This is a genomic window from Geomonas ferrireducens, assembly GCF_004917065.1.
Lineage (GTDB): Bacteria > Desulfobacterota > Desulfuromonadia > Geobacterales > Geobacteraceae > Geomonas > Geomonas ferrireducens.
Window position 1 is genome coordinate 717,211 of the sequence record NZ_SSYA01000001.1, and the last position, 16,775, is coordinate 733,985.

A 16,775-nucleotide genomic window follows, 5' to 3' on the forward strand; every position below is an offset into this window, starting at 1 on the left:
CAGCCGCTGCCGTCTAGTCGCAGCGGAAGTTGGACTCGATGCGGCGGTTCTGCTGCTTTCCTGCCGCGCTCTTGTTGCTGGCTGCCGGTTTGGTCGGGCCGTAACCAACGGCCTTAACCCTATCCGGTGCGATGCCGAAATTCTTGATCAGGTAGTTGCGCACGCTCTCCGCCCTGCGCTGCGAGAGCTTCATGTTGGCCGCCTTGTCCCCTACGTTGTCGGTGTGACCTTCTATAGTCCCTTTCGCATTGGGGAATTCCTTAAGGAAGTCGGCCAGCGCCTTCAGTTCGTCATGATACTGCGGCTTGATATCGGCCTTGTTGGTATCGAAGTGGATGTTGATCACCGTCGGCTTGCACAGCTTGGCCGGTTCCGGTGCGGGAGCCACGACCGGCGGGGGCACGACGACAGGGGCCGGTACAGGTGCAGGCGGCGGAGCGACCACGTCTACGTTGGCGAGGCTCTTGGCGGTGCCGCCGGCCCCGTCGCAAACGAGGCTGTAGGACACCGTCGAGTCCGGAGTCACGGTCATGGTCCCGGAAACCGGTACCGGACCGATCCCCGGCTCGATGACGCACTTGGTAGCGTTTTCCGAGTTCCAGGAAAGGGTTGCCGTCTCTCCCTTGGTGACCGAAGCCGGGGAGATGGTCAATCGGTCGGTAGGCGCCGCCGGGGGCGGAGGCACGACTACAGGAGCGGGTGCGGGAGCGGGAGCCGGGGCTGCGACAGGAGCAGGGGCTTCTTTGACACCGCCGAAGATGAAGTCCATCCCCACGGTGTATTCCAGGTTGTGGAACGCCTCTCCGTCATCCCTGAGCACTAAGTGGCGCACATCCCCCCTAAGAGCCATCGCGTCGCTCAGGAAGTATTTGGCGCCCAGGCCGTAGTTGAAGGAAGTGCGGTCGGTGTGCGCAGGTCCCGGATAATTCCTCGACTGCCCGCCAAAGCCCGCGGCGACATATGGCACGAACTGGGAGTCGGGCATGAAATGGTACAGGGCGTCGAGGTGGTAGTTGTACACGTCTACGCCATCCCCTATGCCGCTGTTTTTCTTGCCCTCAGTGCTGCCGTAATCGAAAACGGCTTCCAGGCCGAGGCTCTTGGTGAAGTTGTAGCCGGCACGCAGACCGTAAACAGGCATCGTCTCCAGATGCTCTTTACCGATGAAGGTAAAGCCGCCAACGTAGGGAGAGAGGGAGAAAGATTCCGCCTTGACCGCGGCACGGGCCTCAGTGTGGACCCCCAGCATCAAAGCCGGAGCAAGAAGAAGCAGCAAAGTTTTTTTCATCAGGGACCTCCTTGGTATTTTCCAGGTAACGCAGGCTAAAGCGTCAGTCCTGGTTCGATGTGCAGTTGGGGCAGCGGGTAGCTTTCACCGGGATCATCGTGCAGCAGTGCGGGCACTCCTTGGTGGTCACCGGGGGAGGAGGAGCCGGCATCATCCTGTTTATCTGGCGCACGACGAGAAAAAGGGCGAAAGCGATGATGATAAAATCGAAAATGGAGTTTAGGAAAAGGCCATAGGCGATGACCGGGACACCGGCAGCCTTTGCTTCCGCAACGGAGCGGACCGGCGTGGAGGAGAGGTTTAGGAACAGGGAGGAGAAATCCATGTTGCCCAGAAGCTTTCCGATGGGGGGAGTAATGATGTCTGCAACGAAAGAACTGACGATCTTGCCGAAGGCCGCGCCGATGACAACGGCAATGGCGAGATCAAGGACGTTTCCCTTAAGCGCGAACTTCTTGAACTCCTCAAGCATATGGTGCCCCTCCTTTTGTTAAAAACAAAAACATCAGTTTCACATTAAAAAAGAGTAGCACCCTTTCTCATGACCTGCAAGAGTGGTCGTTTTTTTTCTGACAACACGGCTACTGCCAACAACTCTGGATCCAGGTTAGCCACCGGCTAACCAGCACTGCTTCAACTGCATGAGCATGGGATGCCTTTCGCCTTGTCGAAAGCCTCCTTTCCCTCCTTTAAGCAGAACCAGCCGATGCCCAAGGCGCCGGCCGAGTCGAGCCAGCCGATGCCGGTTAGTTGGTAGCCTACGCTAGAGACGAGCAGGATCACGGAGAGGAGTAGGCAGACGCGGGTGCAGCCAGCGTCGGCAAGTATGGCCTGTGAACCAAGGGCATTGCCTACCCTCACCTTTTGCCGGATCAGCAGCCACATCGAGGCGATGGAAACGCAGGAGACGATCACCCCCCAGAAGGTGGTGGTGGGAGCATGCAGCTTTAGCGTATCGTAGGCGGCGGTGACGAGTAGCCCGACCGCCAGCACGTAGAAGCTGAAGCCGGTGATCCTGAGCGCCCGTTGCTCAAACTCGTCCGGATTTCGATCCGGGTTGTTCCTCTGGCGGCGCACCATGTGCCAGATCCCGGCGCCCGAGACGACCTCTACGAAGGAGTCCAGTCCGAAGCCGAAAAGCGCGAGGGACTCGTCCTCGAAGCCAAACCACGCCGACACGACCCCTTCAAGGATGTTGTAGAAAATGGTGATGAGGGCGAGGACAGCGGCGGTGCGGTAGAGTCGTTCTGTTTGCGAGGTCATGGGAATCCTTGTGAAAGTCAGTCATCGGTGATGCATAACAGAACCTGAATATATCTTGTTGGCCCGCTTGAAGTCAACAGGGGTGCGGTTAACTTCCTTCGACACTATTTGAGTCATCCGAGGGAGCCGCGCTATGCAACCAGCCCCTTCGCCGCGGCTCCCAGAGAGGTGTTTGTTGTATTCAAAAAAAGTTGCCGGTTGGATGGAAAGAGCAGCAGAAATATTATTGACAGCCAAAAACCACTATGCTATACACGTAATCTCTTCGCGGCACAGGGCGAAGAACCCAATATTCCCGAGTAGATCAGTCGGTAGATCAGCGGACTGTTAATCCGTGTGTCGTAGGTTCGAGTCCTACCTCGGGAGCCACCAAATTCAAGGGCTTACAGCTAATCACTGTAAGCCCTTTTCGCTTTCTGCCTAGCGACACCATCCGCTGAGTCCTCTCTCCTCCCGGCCTGTACGGAAAAGCGCTTCTCTCTGCGATCGATCACACACGTCCTGGTTTCTCTTTTTTCGTTCTCCCCTGCTCTTCCAAATGCCACGCGCGTTCCCCAGTTCCGTCTCTGCCGCAACCTCACTGCAATTTTTTTCCCGACTGCTTGACAAAGGGCCAAACATGACCTACAGTCATTCCTGACCGATGGTCATTTTTAAACAAGGAGACCGCAATGACTCACAATGTGGAACAGGTGACTCCTTCCAACCCGGCCCAGCCCGGGCGCAGGGCCAAGAGGAGCGAGCAGACCAGGGAGAAGATCTTTCGGGCCGCGCTCAAACTCTTCGCAGAGCGCGGCTTCAACGCCACCACCATCGAGGCGATCACCGCCGCCGCCGACGTCGGCAAGGGTACTTTCTTCAACTATTTCGAAAACAAAGAAAGCGTGCTCCTCAACTACCGCGAGCTGCAGATGGAGAGGGTGGCCGCTTTCGTGGCAGCGAACCGCAAGTCGGACCGCCCGCTTGCCCCACTTCTGCTGGAGCTCGCCCTCACGCTGACCATCGAACAGGGGCAGAGTCCGGGCCTGATCCAAAGCCTGCTGACCGCGGTGTTTGCGAGCGACACGGTACAAAAACGGATGGCGGAGGCGATCGAAGGCAACGTTCGACAGCTCGCGCTGCTGGTCGGGCACCGTCAGGAGCGTGGAGAGTTGCGCAGCGACCTCTCCGCTTTCGACATCGCCCAAGGGTTCCAGCGCATGATCTTCGGCACCATGATCACCTGGTCTCTCGCTCCGGTCGACCCGCTGGAAGAGAGCATGAAAAGAAGCATCGAACTGTTCGTGAACGGAGTCCTGCCCAAGTAGCGACAGGCAACAAAGGATACGCCATGACTGCAAAGATCATGAAAGTGTTGGCCGTCTCCCTGGCGCTCTGGTCGGCTGCCAAGGCCGCGCACGCCGAGAGCCCCCCTCCCCTCCCCCTGTCGCTGGACCAGGCGATCACCCGGGGACTCGATAGTAACCTCAATGCGCTCCTCGCGAAGACACGGGCGGACGAAGCCGAGGGGACGCGCGAACGCAGGCTCGCCAACTATCTGCCGCACCTGCGCCTGGAGACCCCGTTCGCCTGGCAGACCAGGAACCTCAGCGCGCAGGGGATCACCCTCCCCAACGCCCGCGCCGTGGTCGGCCCCTTCACGAGCTACGACTTCCGCATCTACGCGGACCAGAACATCCTCGACCTGCAGAGCTACCACGCCATCAAGGCGGCCGAGCAGGAGCAAAAGGCGAGGCAGCTTGATTACCGGGACGTGCGCGGCCAGGTGATCCGCCAGGTCGCCGTGCAGTACATCAACGCGGCGTACGCCGAGGCGCGGGTCGTGACCGCCAAGAGCCGGGTGGAGACCTCGGAGGTGCTGGAAAAGCTTGCCTCCGACCAGCGAGCCGCGGGAATCGCCGACGGGCTCGACGTGCTGCGCGCCCAGGTGCAGCTAGCCAACGACCGCCAGTACCTCCTCGTCACCCGCAATAACGCGGAACTCGCCCGCCTCTCCCTTGCCCGCGGCATCGGCCTCGATCTCGGCACCCCCATCGCCCTCACCGACACGCTCGCCTTCAAGAAACTGGAGGGGCCGCAGCTCGAGCAGGCGGTGCAGGCGGCACTCGAGAGCCGCCCCGATTACCGCGCCCTTTTCGCCCAACGCGCCTCCCTGGATGAGCAGATGAAGGCGTCGCGCTCCCGCTACCTCCCGAGGATCGTCCTGAGCGGCAACTACGGCACGAGCGGCCAGGAGATGAGCAAGCTCGACCCCTCCGGCATGATCCAGGTGAACATGGTGATGAACCTTTTCGACCACGACCGCAAGGGTGAGCGGATGGAGCTCGACAGCCGGCTCAAACGGAACGAGGAGCAGATCGCCGACCTGAAGCTCGGGGTGGAGCAGGATATCCGCGAGGCGCTTTTAAACCTGAACTCCGCCGACGACCAGGTGCTCACTGCACGGCAGGGGCTCGCGCTCGCCGAGAAGGAACTGCAGTACGCGAGCGACCGTTTCAAAAACGGCGTGGCCAACAACATCGAGGTGGTGACGGCGCAGGACGCGCTGGCGCGGGCACGGGACAACGAGCTGAACGCCCTCGCGCAGCACGTCGAGGCGAAGATCGCGCTCGCCCGTGCCCTGGGCGACACCGAAAAGGCGTACCGGCTCTTCCTGGGCATCGAACCATAACGAGGACATGAACCGATGAAACGAAAACTGATCCCGATCGTCATTCTGGCAGCGGCCGTCGCCGCGGCAGTCTTTTTCGTCAGCCGCAACCGGAACCGGGCGGACGCCAACACCATCACCCTTTCCGGCAACATCGAGGCGCACGAGAGCGTGGTCGGCTTCAAGGTGCCGGGGCGCGTGGCCGAGCTCCCCGTGGAGGAGGGGCAACTGGTCCGGGCCGGGGAGATCATCGCCAGGCTGGACCAGGGGGACTACCAGCAGCAGTTGCGCATCGACGAGGCGAACCTCGGCACCCGGCGCGCCGAGCTGGGGCTTGCCACGGCAGGGAGCCGTCCCCAGGAGAAGCAGGCGGCCCACCAGTCGGTGCTCGACGCCCAGGCGGACTTTGAGCTGAAAAAGCACGACCTCGCGCGCTACCAGGCGCTCTACGAGAAGGACGAGGTTTCGGCCCAGGTAAGGGACACCGCGGCGGCCGCGCTGAAGCGAAGCAGCGCCGCGCTTGAGCGGGCGAAGCAGAACTACGACCAGGTCAAGGAAGGGGTGCGCAGGGAACAGGTCGACATCAACCGGGCCGGGGTCCGCACGGCCGAGCAGGCGCTCGAGATGTCGCGCATCAAGCTCGGCTACGCGACGCTCAAGGCCCCCATCACCGGCGTCGTGCTGGTGCGGCACGCGGAACTTGGCGAGGTGGTATCTGCCGGCACGCCGGTGGTCACCATCGCCGATCTCGACCACCTCTGGCTGCGCGGGTACCTGAGCGAGACCGACCTCGGGCGGGTCAAACTCGGACAGGTCGCCACGGTGAAAACGGACACCTACCCCGGCAAGAGCTACAAGGGGCGCGTCTCCTTCATCTCATCACAGGCTGAGTTCACCCCGAAGAGCGTCGAGACGCACAAGGAGCGGGTCACCCTCGTGTACCGCATCAAGATCGATCTGGAAAACCAGGCGCACGAGCTGAAGCCGGGCATGCCGGCGGACGCGCTCTTAGACGTGGCGGCCAAGTGACATGAGCGCCGACGATTTCACCATAGAGCTCGACGGGCTCACCAAGTCCTTTCCCGACGTGCGCGCCGTGGACGGGCTCAGCTTCAAGGTCGCGCGCGGCGAGATCTTCGGTCTCGTCGGTCCGGACGGCGCCGGCAAGACGACCACCATGCGCATGCTGGCAGGCGTCCTCGCCCCGGACGCGGGGAGCGCCCGCGTGGCGGGCTACGACATGACGCGCGACCCGGAGGGGGCCAAGCAGCATATAAGCTACATGCCGCAGCGTTTCGGGCTTTACGAGGAACTCACCGTGGACGAGAACATCCGCTTCTACGCCGACCTCTTCGGCGTGCCACGCTCCGAGAGGGAGACGCGCGCGGCGGAACTGTTGCAGGCGGCGGGGATGGCGGAGTTCCGCTCGCGGCTCGCAGGGAAACTCTCCGGCGGCATGAAGCAGAAACTGGGTCTCGTCTGCGCCCTCATCCACACCCCGGAAGTGATCCTCCTCGATGAGCCGACCAACGGGGTCGACCCGGTGTCGCGCCGCGACTTCTGGCGCATCCTCTACACGCTCCTCGACCAGGGGGTCACCATCCTCACCAGCACCGCCTACCTGGACGAAGCGGAGCGCTGCCACCGCGTGGCGCTCTTGCACGAGGGGCGCATGCTCTTTTGCGACACGCCCGAGAATCTGAAAGGGAACCTCGACGGCGCCGTGGTCTCCATCGTCTGCGCCGAACCGCGCCCGGTGAAGGAGCTCATCTCCGGCATGGAAGGGATCTCGACCATGATGATCGTCGGGGACGGGCTGCACCTGGTCGTCAGGGAACCCGAGCGCCTGATCCCGGAACTGCGTTCCCGCATCGCCGCGGCGGGGCTCAAAGTCGACTCCGTCGAGAAGGTCGCGCCCAGCATCGAGGACCTTTTCGTGGAGGCGGTGCAAAAGAGCAAGGGGGAGAAGCCATGAACGGTCAGCCCCAGGCGGTCGTGGTGCAGGACCTCGTGAAACGCTTCGGCGACTTCACCGCGGTCGACAACATCTCCTTCGAGGCCTCGCGCGGCGAGATCTTCGGTTTTCTCGGTCCCAACGGCGCCGGGAAATCCACCACCATCAGGATACTCTGCGGCCTTCTGCACCCCACCTCGGGCAAAGCGCTGGTCGCCGGGGTCGACGTCGCGCGCGAACCGGAACGGGTGCGCCAGAATATCGGCTACATGTCGCAGAAGTTCTCCCTATACAACGACCTGAAGGTAATCGAGAACCTCCGCTTCTTCGCGGGGATGTACGGCGTCAACCAGGCCGACGCGGCCGAGCGTATTGCCTGGGCCATCGACATGGCCGGACTCACCGGCCGGGAGCACCTCCTCACCGGGACGCTCGCCGCCGGGTGGAAGCAGCGCCTGGCCCTTGGCTGCGCGGTGCTACACCGCCCCCCCATCGTCTTTCTCGACGAGCCGACCTCCGGCGTCGATCCCATTTCGCGCCGGCTCTTCTGGGAGCTGATCCACCGCATGGCGGACGAAGGGGTTACCGTCTTCGTGACCACGCACTACATGGACGAGGCGGAGTACTGCAACCGGCTCGTGCTCATCGACCGCGGCAGGATCGTCGCCTCCGGCTCGCCGCTGGAGCTTAAACTCAAGAGCATGGAGGGGGAGTTGCTCCTCGTCGAATGCGACCAGGTTGGGAAAGCGCTCGAAGCGCTTCAGGAGGCGCCGGGGGTCACCGACGCCGCCATCTTCGGCCATGCGCTTCACCTCGTTGTGCCCGATGCCGAGCGGGCCATCCCGGAGGTGCGGAATTATCTCGGGGAACGCGGCATCACCGTCTCCCGCATCGAGCAGATCCGCCCGACCCTCGAGGACGTCTTCGTCTCGCTCACGAGCTTGAAAGGGCGCAGGGAAAAGGAGCAGGCATGAACTGGAACCGGCTGTGCGCCATGGCGCGCAAGGAGATGATCCAGATCCGGCGCGACGCCCGCAGCATCGGCATCGTCATCGCGATGCCCATCGTGATGCTCTTCGCCTTCGGCTACGGCGTCAGCTTCGACACGAAGCACATACCGGTCTACGTCTACGACCAGGAGCAGAGCCAAGCCTCCCGGGACTTCCTGAAGCGCTTTCAGTCTTCCCGCTACTTCAACGTGGTGCGCTCGGTCGGCAACTACCCGGAACTGGTGCATGCCGTCGACGCCGGGACCTGCCAGATCGGCATCGTGATCCCGCCGGACTTCTCCGCGAAGCTCAGCTCCGGAGAGCGAGTCAGCATCCAGGCGATCTTCGACGGCACCGACAGCAACAGCGCAAGCCTCGGCATGAGCTACACCGAGGCGGTGGCGCAGGCGCACTCACAAAAGCTACAGCTCGATTGGCTGCGCGCCCGCGGTCAGGGAAGCGTGCGCCCCCCCTTGAGCGTCGACTCCCGGACCTGGTTCAACGAGAACCTGGAGAGCATGGTGACCATCGTCCCCGGGGTGGTCGCCATGGTCATGGCGGTGGTGGGGACTTTTCTCACCTCGCTCACCGTCGCGCGCGAGTGGGAGCGAGGCACCATGGAGCAGCTCATCTCCACGCCGGTGACCCCCTTGGAGATCATGCTCGGCAAGCTCCTCCCCTACGTCGCCATCGGCCTCATCGACACCAGCGTCTGCGCGATCATGGCGGTGTGGTGGTTCGAGGTCCCCTTCCGCGGGCACATCTGGGTCTTTTTGCTGAGCACCACCCTCTTTCTCACCGTGGTGCTGTCGCTTGGCTACTTCTTCTCCGTGGTTGCGAAGACCCAGCTCGCGGCAAGCCAGATCTCGCTCATCGCCACCTTCCTGCCCGCCTTTCTCCTCTCCGGGTTCGTCTATCCCATCGACCAGATGCCGGCGGTGGTGCAGGGGATCACCCACATCGTGCCGGCCCGCTACTACATGGCCATCCTGCGCAACGTCTTTTTGAAGGGGTCGTCGGTCTTCAACATGTGGCAGGACTTTTTCGGGCTTGCGCTCTTCGCCGCCATTTTGGGGCTTGCGGCGACGCGCATCTTCCGCAAGAAGCTGACCTAGGGGGAAATCATGCTCGGCCGCCTGCGCCAGATGCTCATAAAGGAATTCCTGCACGTGATCCGCGACAAGAGGGCGAGGTTCTTCCTCTTCGCGCCGCCGGTCATCCAGACGCTCGTCTTCGGCTATGCCGCCACGCTCGAGATCAAGCACGTCCCGGTCGCCATCGTCGATTACGACAACAGCCAGGTGAGCCGCGACCTCGTCTCACGCTTCCAGGCAAGCCGCTACTTCGAGGTGCGGCACCTCTCGGACCGGCGCGAAATCCCCGAGCTCATCGACCGGGACGAGGCGATCATGGCGCTCCAGATCAATTCCGGCTTCGCCCGCGACTTAGGCAAAGGGGAGACCGCCCATCTCCAGGTGGTCGTCGACGCGAGCAACTCCAACACCGCGCTCGTGGGGCTTGGCTACGTGAACCAGGTGGCCCAGGGGTTCGCCCGGGAGTACCGGCTCAAAACGCTTGCAAGGCAGGCGCCAGCAGTGGCCGGGGGGCTCCCGGAGATCGTCGTGGAAAGACGCCCCTGGTACAACCCGGACATGTCCAGCCAGTGGTTCTTCGTCCCCGGCGTCATCGGCAACCTCGTCCTCGTGATCGTGGTGACGCTGACCGCGTTCGCCGTGGTGCGCGAGCGGGAGATCGGCACCCTGGAGCAGATCATGGTGACACCGATCCGGCGCGTCGAATTCATCCTCGGAAAAACCATCCCCTTCTTCCTGATCGGCCTTTTGGACACCGCGCTCATCAGCGCCGCCGGAACGCTCTGGTTCCACGTGCCGCTGAACGGGAGCTTTCTCGTCCTCGGCGCCGGGACCGTCTTCTTCATCCTCTGCATGCTGGGGGTGGGGCTTTTCATCTCCACCGTCTCCGCGACCCAGCAGCAGGCCATGGTGACGAGCTTCTTCTTCATCATGCCCGCGGTCATCTTCTCCGGTTTCGGCTCCCCCATCAGCAGCATGCCCGAGATCCTGCAGCACCTCACCTACCTGAACCCGCTGCGCTACTACGAGGTGGTGCTAAGAAGCGTCTACCTGAAAGGTGGCGGCTTCGGCCTTCTCTGGCCCCAGATGGCGGCCATGGCCGCAATCGCACTTGTCATGCTGACCGTGAGCGTGCTGCGCTTCCAGAAATCCCTCGAGTAGCCCTGCCCCGCACAACGCACTTAATCTTTCTTTCATGCAAATATTATGATATTGCTACTATTAATTTATTCGCACGGGTGGCGTAACGGCCTCCCTGTACTCCGGAGGGTTGTCATGAAAAAGGAAGAAGTTAACGCACCGATCAGCAGGCGCGCCATGCTGAAGGGATCGCTATGTCTGGGGGTGTGCCTTGCCGCGCAGGGGACACTGAACGTCGAGGCCTCCGCGGAGGCGGCGCAGGTGGCCGACCGCCCGGAGGCGGCGCGGAAGCACTTTCTGAAGTCGACGAACTGCTCGCAAGCGATTCTCGAAAACTACGCCCCCGCCTACGGCATCAAGCCCGAACTCGCCTGCCGTCTCGCCACCGGCTTCGCCGGCGGCATGACCACCGGTCACGAGTGCGGTGCGGTGACCGCCGCCTACATGGTGCTGGGGCTCGCCCACGGCCCGCAGGAGTGGAAGGTCTTTCCAAAGGTCGAGGCGTTCAACAAGGAATTCAAGGCGCGGCACGGCGAGCTTGGATGCTCGCAGCTTCTCGGCGTGAACATGGCGGCGAAGGACGGGATGAAGGAAGCAAAACGGAAGGGGCTTTTCAAGACGCGCTGCCCCAACTACGTGAAGAGCGCCGGAGAGATCCTTGAGAAGATGATCTAGCTACGCGTCGGTCCATATGAAGTCCAATTCGTGGTCGATAATCCGCGGCGCAAGGTTCCCGCTGGGGATTATCGACCCCACCCCACCCACATCATCGCTAAATCATTGACGTAACGTAAACGGCATGTATAGAATGCGGCGCCGGAATTAATCTGACGAGCCTGCGTGAAGAATTCCTACCTTCAGCAGGACGTTTCCTTTCGGGCCGGAGATACGTCGATGCCGCAGCAGAGATACCACTCGAAAACCCGGGCGGAATACCTGATCGCCAGTGGGCGCGTCATCCTGGCGGCATTCTTTCTCCTCGCCGTGTGGCTCGACCCTTCAGAACCCTCCCGCTTCGCGCGATTCACCTACGGCATCCTCGCAGGCTACCTCCTTTATTCGATCATCATCGGGTTCGTCATCCAGCGCAGGGGGTTCGGCTGGAAGACGCTGCACCTCGTAACGCACGGCATCGACCTCCTTGTCTTCGCAGGCCTCATGTTCCTCACCACCGGGCCCAACAGCCCGTTCTTCGTCTATTTCATCTTCGTACTCGTCTGCGCCACCTTTCGCTGGCAGTGGCGCGGCACGCTCTGGACCGCGGTCACCGCCATGGCCGTCACCTTGCTGCTCGCATGGTACCCGTCCAACCTTCTCCTGCAGCAGAGCTTCGAGCTGAACCGCTTCATCATCCGCATCGCTTATCTCGCCGTTGTCGCAGGTTTGCTCGGTTACCTAGGCGCCTACGAGGAGTCGATGCGCGAGGTCCTTTACATGCTGTCGCAGTGGCCCGGGGCGGCGCTGCCGGAGGAGCCGGGGCCCGACGGAGCGGGGATGCTCGGTCACGCAGCCGCCATCCTGCATGCGCCGCGCGTGGTGCTCTGCTGGGAAGAGGCGGAGGAGCCCTGGCTGCATGTTCTGACCTGGTCTGCGGAAGGATCGCGCTACGACCGGGAGGAGCCGGGAACCTTCGGCAACATCGTCGCGGAGGAACTTGCCGAGGCATGCTTTTTCTGCCGCCGCACGGGAGAGGCACAGGCGCAGGTGGTCTACAACAGCGCCGGCGGACTGCAGCAGTGGCAAGGAGTTCCCTTCGATGCTGAGTTCGCGAGACATTTCGAGATCACCTCCGCCGTGGTTTCCCGGATCGCCGGCGACAAGATCTCCGGGTACCTCGTCGCCCTGGACAAGAGACACCCGACCCCGGACGACCTGGTACTGGGGGGTATCGTGGCCCGAGAGGTCGCGGCGCGGCTTTCCCATGGACTGCTGCTGAAACAGCTACAACAGGCCGCCGCCGACGAAGAACGCCTGCGCCTCGCCCATGACCTGCACGACGGCCTGCTGCAGTCGCTGGCAGGGGCCAGCCTGCAGCTGGAAACAGCCGCCCGCCTCATCAAGCACGACACGGCCGCGCGGGAGAGCATCCAGCAGGTCCAGCACCTGCTCGCCTCCGAGCAGCGCGACCTAAGGAACCAGATCAACGCGCTGAAGCGCTTCTTCTCGCGCCGCACGCCCGAGGAATTCGGCCTGATGAAGCGCCTGGAAGACCTCTCTGCCCGCGTCCGGCGGCAGTGGGAAATCACCTGTTCGATCAACTGCAGCACGCCTCAGCCGCCGCTTGAGCGGGGCATCGCCAGGGAGATCTATTTCGTCATTCACGAAGCCGTCATCAACGCGGTACGCCACGCCGGCGCGGCGACCCTCAAGGTCAACCTCGCCTTCAACGCCCAATGGGTCCTGATCACGGTCACTGACGACGGACACGGCTTCTCCTTCCACGGGCGCTATGACCAGGACCAGCTAAGCGACATGAAGCGCGGGCCGGTGATGCTCAGGGAGCGGATCGACGCCCTGAACGGCGAACTCACCATCGACTCGAGCGACCGCGGCACCCGCATCGACATCACCCTTCCCCTTGTGGAACAAGGAGCATGACATGGCCATACGACTGGTGCTTGCCGACGACCACCCCCTGATCCTGAACGGGCTGACGAGCCTCTTCAATTTCGAGCCGGACTTCGAGGTGCTGGAAAGCTGCACCGACGGCGCCGCTGCCCTGGAGGCGATCCGGCGCGAGCGCCCCGACGTCGCGGTACTGGACATACGGATGCCTGGTCTCACCGGCATCGAGGTGGCCCGCAAGGTGAACGAGGAGAAGCTCGGCGCACGACTCGTGCTCTTGACCGCCGCCCTCGAGGACGAGGACATGCTCGACGCCGTCATGCTCGGCATCCAGGGGGTGGTGCTGAAGGAGATGGCGCCGCAGTTCCTGGTACAGTGCATCCGCAAGGTTCACAACGGGGAGCAGTGGCTGGAGAGGCGCTCGACCAAGCAGGCCCTGGAGAAGCTTTTGAAGCGCGAGGCGGGGGCGCGCGAGATGGCAGCCCTGCTCACCCAGCGGGAGATCGAGCTGGTGCGCATGGTGGCGGGGGGGCTGCGCAACAAGGAGATCGCCGGCCAGCTCTGCATAAGCGAGGGGACGGTGAAGGTCCACCTGCACAACATCTACCAGAAGGTCAACGTCGACGGGCGCGTGGCACTTCTGCGCTACGCACAGGAAAAGGGACTGGTTTAGCAGCTGTCACGGCCATTCTCGTTGCTGTCAGGCGCATTTGCCTCTGCCACCCCGCGCTGAAATCCCCCTAAATCCCCCTTCGCAAAGGGGGACTTTAAACCGCCCCCTCTTCTCAAAGGTAAAGACCTCGCAGGTCGCAACCATTCTGAGGGGGTGGACTACATATCCACTGTCACAATTCCCGTTTTACTGTCAACCTCCCATAGCTATGGGAATTTTTTTCTCATAGGCCGCACATTCCCCTCTTGCAATAAAACATCTTTCTACTACAATCATAATTCAGTCAGTTCGGGTTCGCGCCCCAAAGAGTCCATCGTTGCGCCGTGAGCAAAAGGGAGGCCGGGATGAGCAAGACGAGAACAGAGGGAAGAGACGACACTGAATTCTCCATCAGCAGGATACTGAAGGAACGCGGCGTTTCCCGGCGCGACTTCCTGAAGTTCTGCTCCACGATGACCGCCGCGCTGGCACTCCCCCCTTCCTTCGCCCCCTCGGTGGCGCGTGCCCTTGATGAAGTGAAGCGCCCCACCCTGGTATGGCTCGAGTTCCAGGGATGTACCGGCGACAGCGAGGCGCTTTTGCGGGCGGCAAACCCGACCGTCGGCGAGATCGTCCTCGACATCCTCTCGGTCGACTACCACGAGACCATCATGGCCGCCGCCGGGCACCAGGCGGAGGCGGCCCTCGACAAGGCGATCACCGAGCACAAGGGCAAATACATCGCGGTCATCGAGGGGTCCATCCCGATGAAGGACGGCGGGGTCTACGGCTGCGTCGGTGGAAAATCAAACCTCGCGCGCGCCCGGGAGGTGTGCGGCAACGCCGCGGCTACCATCGCCATCGGCACCTGCGCCTCATACGGCGGCATTCCGGCGGCGGCCCCTAACCCCACCGGCGCAGTCGGCGTCAAGGAGGCTGTTCCCGGCGCCACCGTGATCAACCTCCCCGGATGCCCCTGCAACGCGGACAACCTCACCGCCACCATCGTCCACTACCTCGTCTTCAACAAGATCCCCGCGCTCGACGGCCACGGTCGCCCCCTCTTCGCCTACGGCAAGCGCATCCACGACAACTGCGAGAGACGCCCGCACTTCGACGCCGGCCAGTACGTAGAGGCATGGGGGGACGACGGGCACCGCAGGGGTTACTGCCTCTACAAGATGGGTTGCAAGGGACCGGCGACCTTCCACAACTGCCCCACCCAACGCTACAACGAGAAGACCGCTTGGCCCATCGGCTCGGGTCACCCCTGCGTCGGCTGCGCGGAGCCGCAGTTCTGGGACGTGATGTCCCCCATGTATGGCAGGCTCCCGAACGTGCCGGGCTTCGGCATCGAGCACACCGCGGACGCCATCGGCCTCGGGCTTGCCGCCGGGGCCGCGGGCGCCTTCGTGGTGCACGGAGCGCTCAACGCGATGAGAAAGGACAAGGAACCGGGCGAAGACACCAAGGAGGATTGAGATGACCAAGATCGTTGTCGACCCGATCACCAGAATTGAAGGGCACCTGCGCGTCGAGGCGGAGGTCTCCGGCGGCAAGATCAGCAACGCCTGGGTCTCCGGCACCATGTTCCGCGGCATCGAGAAGATCCTTAAGGATCGCGACCCGCGCGACGCCTGGTACTGGACCCAGCGCTTCTGCGGCGTCTGCACCACGGTGCACTCGATCGCATCGATCCGCGCCGTCGAGGACGCTTTGAAGATCCCGGTCCCCCCAAACGCGCAGCTGATCCGGAACATCATCATCGCCATCCAGAACACCCAGGATCACGTGATCCACTTCTACCACCTGCACGCGCTCGACTGGGTGGACATAACCTCGGCGCTGAAGGCCGACCCGGTGAAGACCGCCCAGCTCGCCGCATCGCTCTCGGAATGGCCCAACAACTCGGCCACCCACTTCAAGGCGGTGCAGGAGAAGCTGAAGGCGTTTGTCGCCTCCGGTCGCCTCGGCCCCTTCGCCAACGCCTACTGGGGGCACCCCGCCTACAAGCTCCCCCCCGAGGCGAACCTGATGGCAACGGCCCACTACCTCGAGGCGCTCGAGTGGCAAAAAGATATCATCAAGATCCACGCGATCCTCGGGAGCAAGAACCCGCACCCGCAGACCTTCCTCGTCGGGGGGATGTCCATCCCGATCGACCCGGACTCGCAGAACGCGCTGAACGCGGACAAGCTGATCGAGGTAAAGCGCCTGCTCGCCAAAGCCCAGGAGTTCGTCGAAAAGGTCTACATCCCGGATCTTCTCGCCATCGCCTCTTTCTACAAGGAGTGGGCAGGCATCGGTGCCGGGGTCGGCAACTACATGTGCTACCCCGAGTTCCCTGATGCGGCTGGCAACAACTGGCTTCCCGGTGGGGCGATCCTGAACCGGGACCTCTCGAAGGTGGTGGCGCTCGACCAGAAGAAGATCACCGAGCACGTGGAGCATTCCTGGTACCAGGACGCCGGGAGCGACGGAAAGGGGCTGCACCCCTATGAGGGCTCCACCGAACCGAACTACACCGGCCCCAATCCTCCCTACCAGTACCTCGACACGGACAAGAAGTACTCCTGGGTCAAGGCGCCGCGCTACGAGGAGAAACCGATGGAGGTGGGGCCGCTCGCCCGCGTGCTGGTCGCCTACGCCTCAGGGCACAAGGAGACCAAGGGTGCGGTGGACCTGGTACTCGGGAAACTGAACGTTCCCCCCGAGGCACTCTTCTCCACTCTCGGCCGCACCGGCGCCCGCGGCGTCGACTGTCTGGTCATCGCGCGCCAGGCGCCCAAATGGCTCGACGAGCTGATCGGCAACATCGCCAAGGGGGACCTCAGAATCCACTCGAACGAGAAGTGGGACCCCGCCACCTGGCCCGCCGAGGCGCACGGCTACGGCTGGCACGAGGCGCCGCGCGGCGGGCTCGGGCACTGGATCAAGATCAAGGACCAGAAGATCCTCAACTACCAGGCCGTGGTCCCCTCCACCTGGAACGCGTCGCCGCGCGACGCGAAGGGACAGGCGGGTCCCTACGAGGCAGCGCTTCTTGGGACGCCGGTCGCCGACCCGGAAAAGCCGCTCGAGATCCTGCGCACCATCCACTCCTTCGATCCTTGCCTCGCCTGCGCGGTGCACGTCCTCGACGCGACCGGGCGGGAGATGGTGCGCGTGAAGGCTTCCTAG

Annotated in this window: 15 protein-coding genes and 1 tRNA gene; 13 read left to right on the top strand and 3 right to left on the bottom strand. The window is 62.8% G+C overall.

Annotated features, from left to right (window positions below; all coding sequences use genetic code 11):
- Positions 1 to 13: 13 nt before the first annotated feature.
- The 3 genes from E8L22_RS03170 to E8L22_RS03180 form a co-directional block, all read right to left on the bottom strand.
- Entirely contained in the window at positions 14 to 1,288 is a 1,275-nt protein-coding gene (locus tag E8L22_RS03170; protein ID WP_136523807.1) for an OmpA family protein, read from the bottom strand.
- A 43-nt stretch (positions 1,289 to 1,331) separates the two neighbouring features.
- A complete protein-coding gene (gene mscL, locus E8L22_RS03175; protein WP_136523808.1) occupies positions 1,332 to 1,760 on the bottom strand; it encodes a large conductance mechanosensitive channel protein MscL in 429 nt (142 codons plus the stop codon).
- 161 nt (positions 1,761 to 1,921) lie between these two features.
- Positions 1,922 to 2,551 carry a cation transporter gene (locus E8L22_RS03180; RefSeq protein ID WP_136523809.1) on the bottom strand — a complete coding sequence of 210 codons (630 nt, stop codon included), beginning with the start codon at positions 2,549 to 2,551 and terminating at the stop codon, positions 1,922 to 1,924.
- A gap of 293 nt (positions 2,552 to 2,844) precedes the next feature.
- Here E8L22_RS03180 and E8L22_RS03185 point away from each other — a divergent pair.
- The 13 genes from E8L22_RS03185 to E8L22_RS03245 all read left to right on the top strand — a co-directional run bounded on the left by E8L22_RS03185 (position 2,845) and on the right by E8L22_RS03245 (position 16,775).
- Positions 2,845 to 2,920: transfer RNA gene (locus E8L22_RS03185), tRNA-Asn, on the top strand.
- Positions 2,921 to 3,222: 302 nt separating this feature from the next.
- The gene (locus E8L22_RS03190) at positions 3,223 to 3,858 is read left to right on the top strand and encodes a TetR/AcrR family transcriptional regulator (protein ID WP_136523810.1); all 636 of its coding nucleotides are present in this window, start codon (positions 3,223 to 3,225) and stop codon (positions 3,856 to 3,858) included.
- Positions 3,859 to 3,881: 23 nt separating this feature from the next.
- The gene (locus E8L22_RS03195) at positions 3,882 to 5,222 is read left to right on the top strand and encodes a TolC family protein (protein WP_136523811.1); all 1,341 of its coding nucleotides are present in this window, start codon (positions 3,882 to 3,884) and stop codon (positions 5,220 to 5,222) included.
- A 15-nt stretch (positions 5,223 to 5,237) separates the two neighbouring features.
- On the top strand, positions 5,238 to 6,230 hold the full coding sequence (locus tag E8L22_RS03200) for an HlyD family secretion protein (RefSeq protein ID WP_136523812.1): 993 nt from the start codon (positions 5,238 to 5,240) through the stop codon (positions 6,228 to 6,230).
- Position 6,231: 1 nt separating this feature from the next.
- A complete protein-coding gene (locus E8L22_RS03205; protein WP_136523813.1) occupies positions 6,232 to 7,176 on the top strand; it encodes an ABC transporter ATP-binding protein in 945 nt (314 codons plus the stop codon).
- Positions 7,173 to 8,129, top strand: coding sequence for an ABC transporter ATP-binding protein (locus E8L22_RS03210; RefSeq protein ID WP_136515633.1), 957 nt, complete (start codon positions 7,173 to 7,175; stop codon positions 8,127 to 8,129). Before E8L22_RS03205 ends, E8L22_RS03210 begins: the two co-directional genes overlap by 4 nt.
- Positions 8,126 to 9,259: an ABC transporter permease gene (locus E8L22_RS03215; protein ID WP_136523814.1), complete on the top strand. Its 1,134-nt coding sequence runs from the start codon at positions 8,126 to 8,128 to the stop codon at positions 9,257 to 9,259. The genes E8L22_RS03210 and E8L22_RS03215 overlap by 4 nt, the downstream gene beginning before the upstream one ends.
- Positions 9,260 to 9,268: 9 nt before the next feature.
- Positions 9,269 to 10,399 (top strand): ABC transporter permease, encoded by a 1,131-nt coding sequence (locus E8L22_RS03220; RefSeq protein WP_136523815.1) that lies wholly within the window; start codon positions 9,269 to 9,271, stop codon positions 10,397 to 10,399.
- 114 nt (positions 10,400 to 10,513) lie between these two features.
- The gene (locus E8L22_RS03225) at positions 10,514 to 11,053 is read left to right on the top strand and encodes a C-GCAxxG-C-C family protein (RefSeq protein ID WP_162604693.1); all 540 of its coding nucleotides are present in this window, start codon (positions 10,514 to 10,516) and stop codon (positions 11,051 to 11,053) included.
- Between the two features lie 219 nt (positions 11,054 to 11,272).
- Positions 11,273 to 12,976 (top strand): sensor histidine kinase, encoded by a 1,704-nt coding sequence (locus tag E8L22_RS03230; protein ID WP_136523817.1) that lies wholly within the window; start codon positions 11,273 to 11,275, stop codon positions 12,974 to 12,976.
- A gap of 1 nt (position 12,977) precedes the next feature.
- A complete protein-coding gene (locus E8L22_RS03235; RefSeq protein ID WP_136523818.1) occupies positions 12,978 to 13,616 on the top strand; it encodes a response regulator in 639 nt (212 codons plus the stop codon).
- 344 nt (positions 13,617 to 13,960) lie between these two features.
- Positions 13,961 to 15,076, top strand: a complete 1,116-nt coding sequence (locus E8L22_RS03240; protein WP_136523819.1) for a hydrogenase small subunit — start codon at positions 13,961 to 13,963, stop codon at positions 15,074 to 15,076.
- A 1-nt stretch (position 15,077) separates the two neighbouring features.
- On the top strand, positions 15,078 to 16,775 hold the full coding sequence (locus E8L22_RS03245) for a nickel-dependent hydrogenase large subunit (RefSeq protein WP_136523820.1): 1,698 nt from the start codon (positions 15,078 to 15,080) through the stop codon (positions 16,773 to 16,775).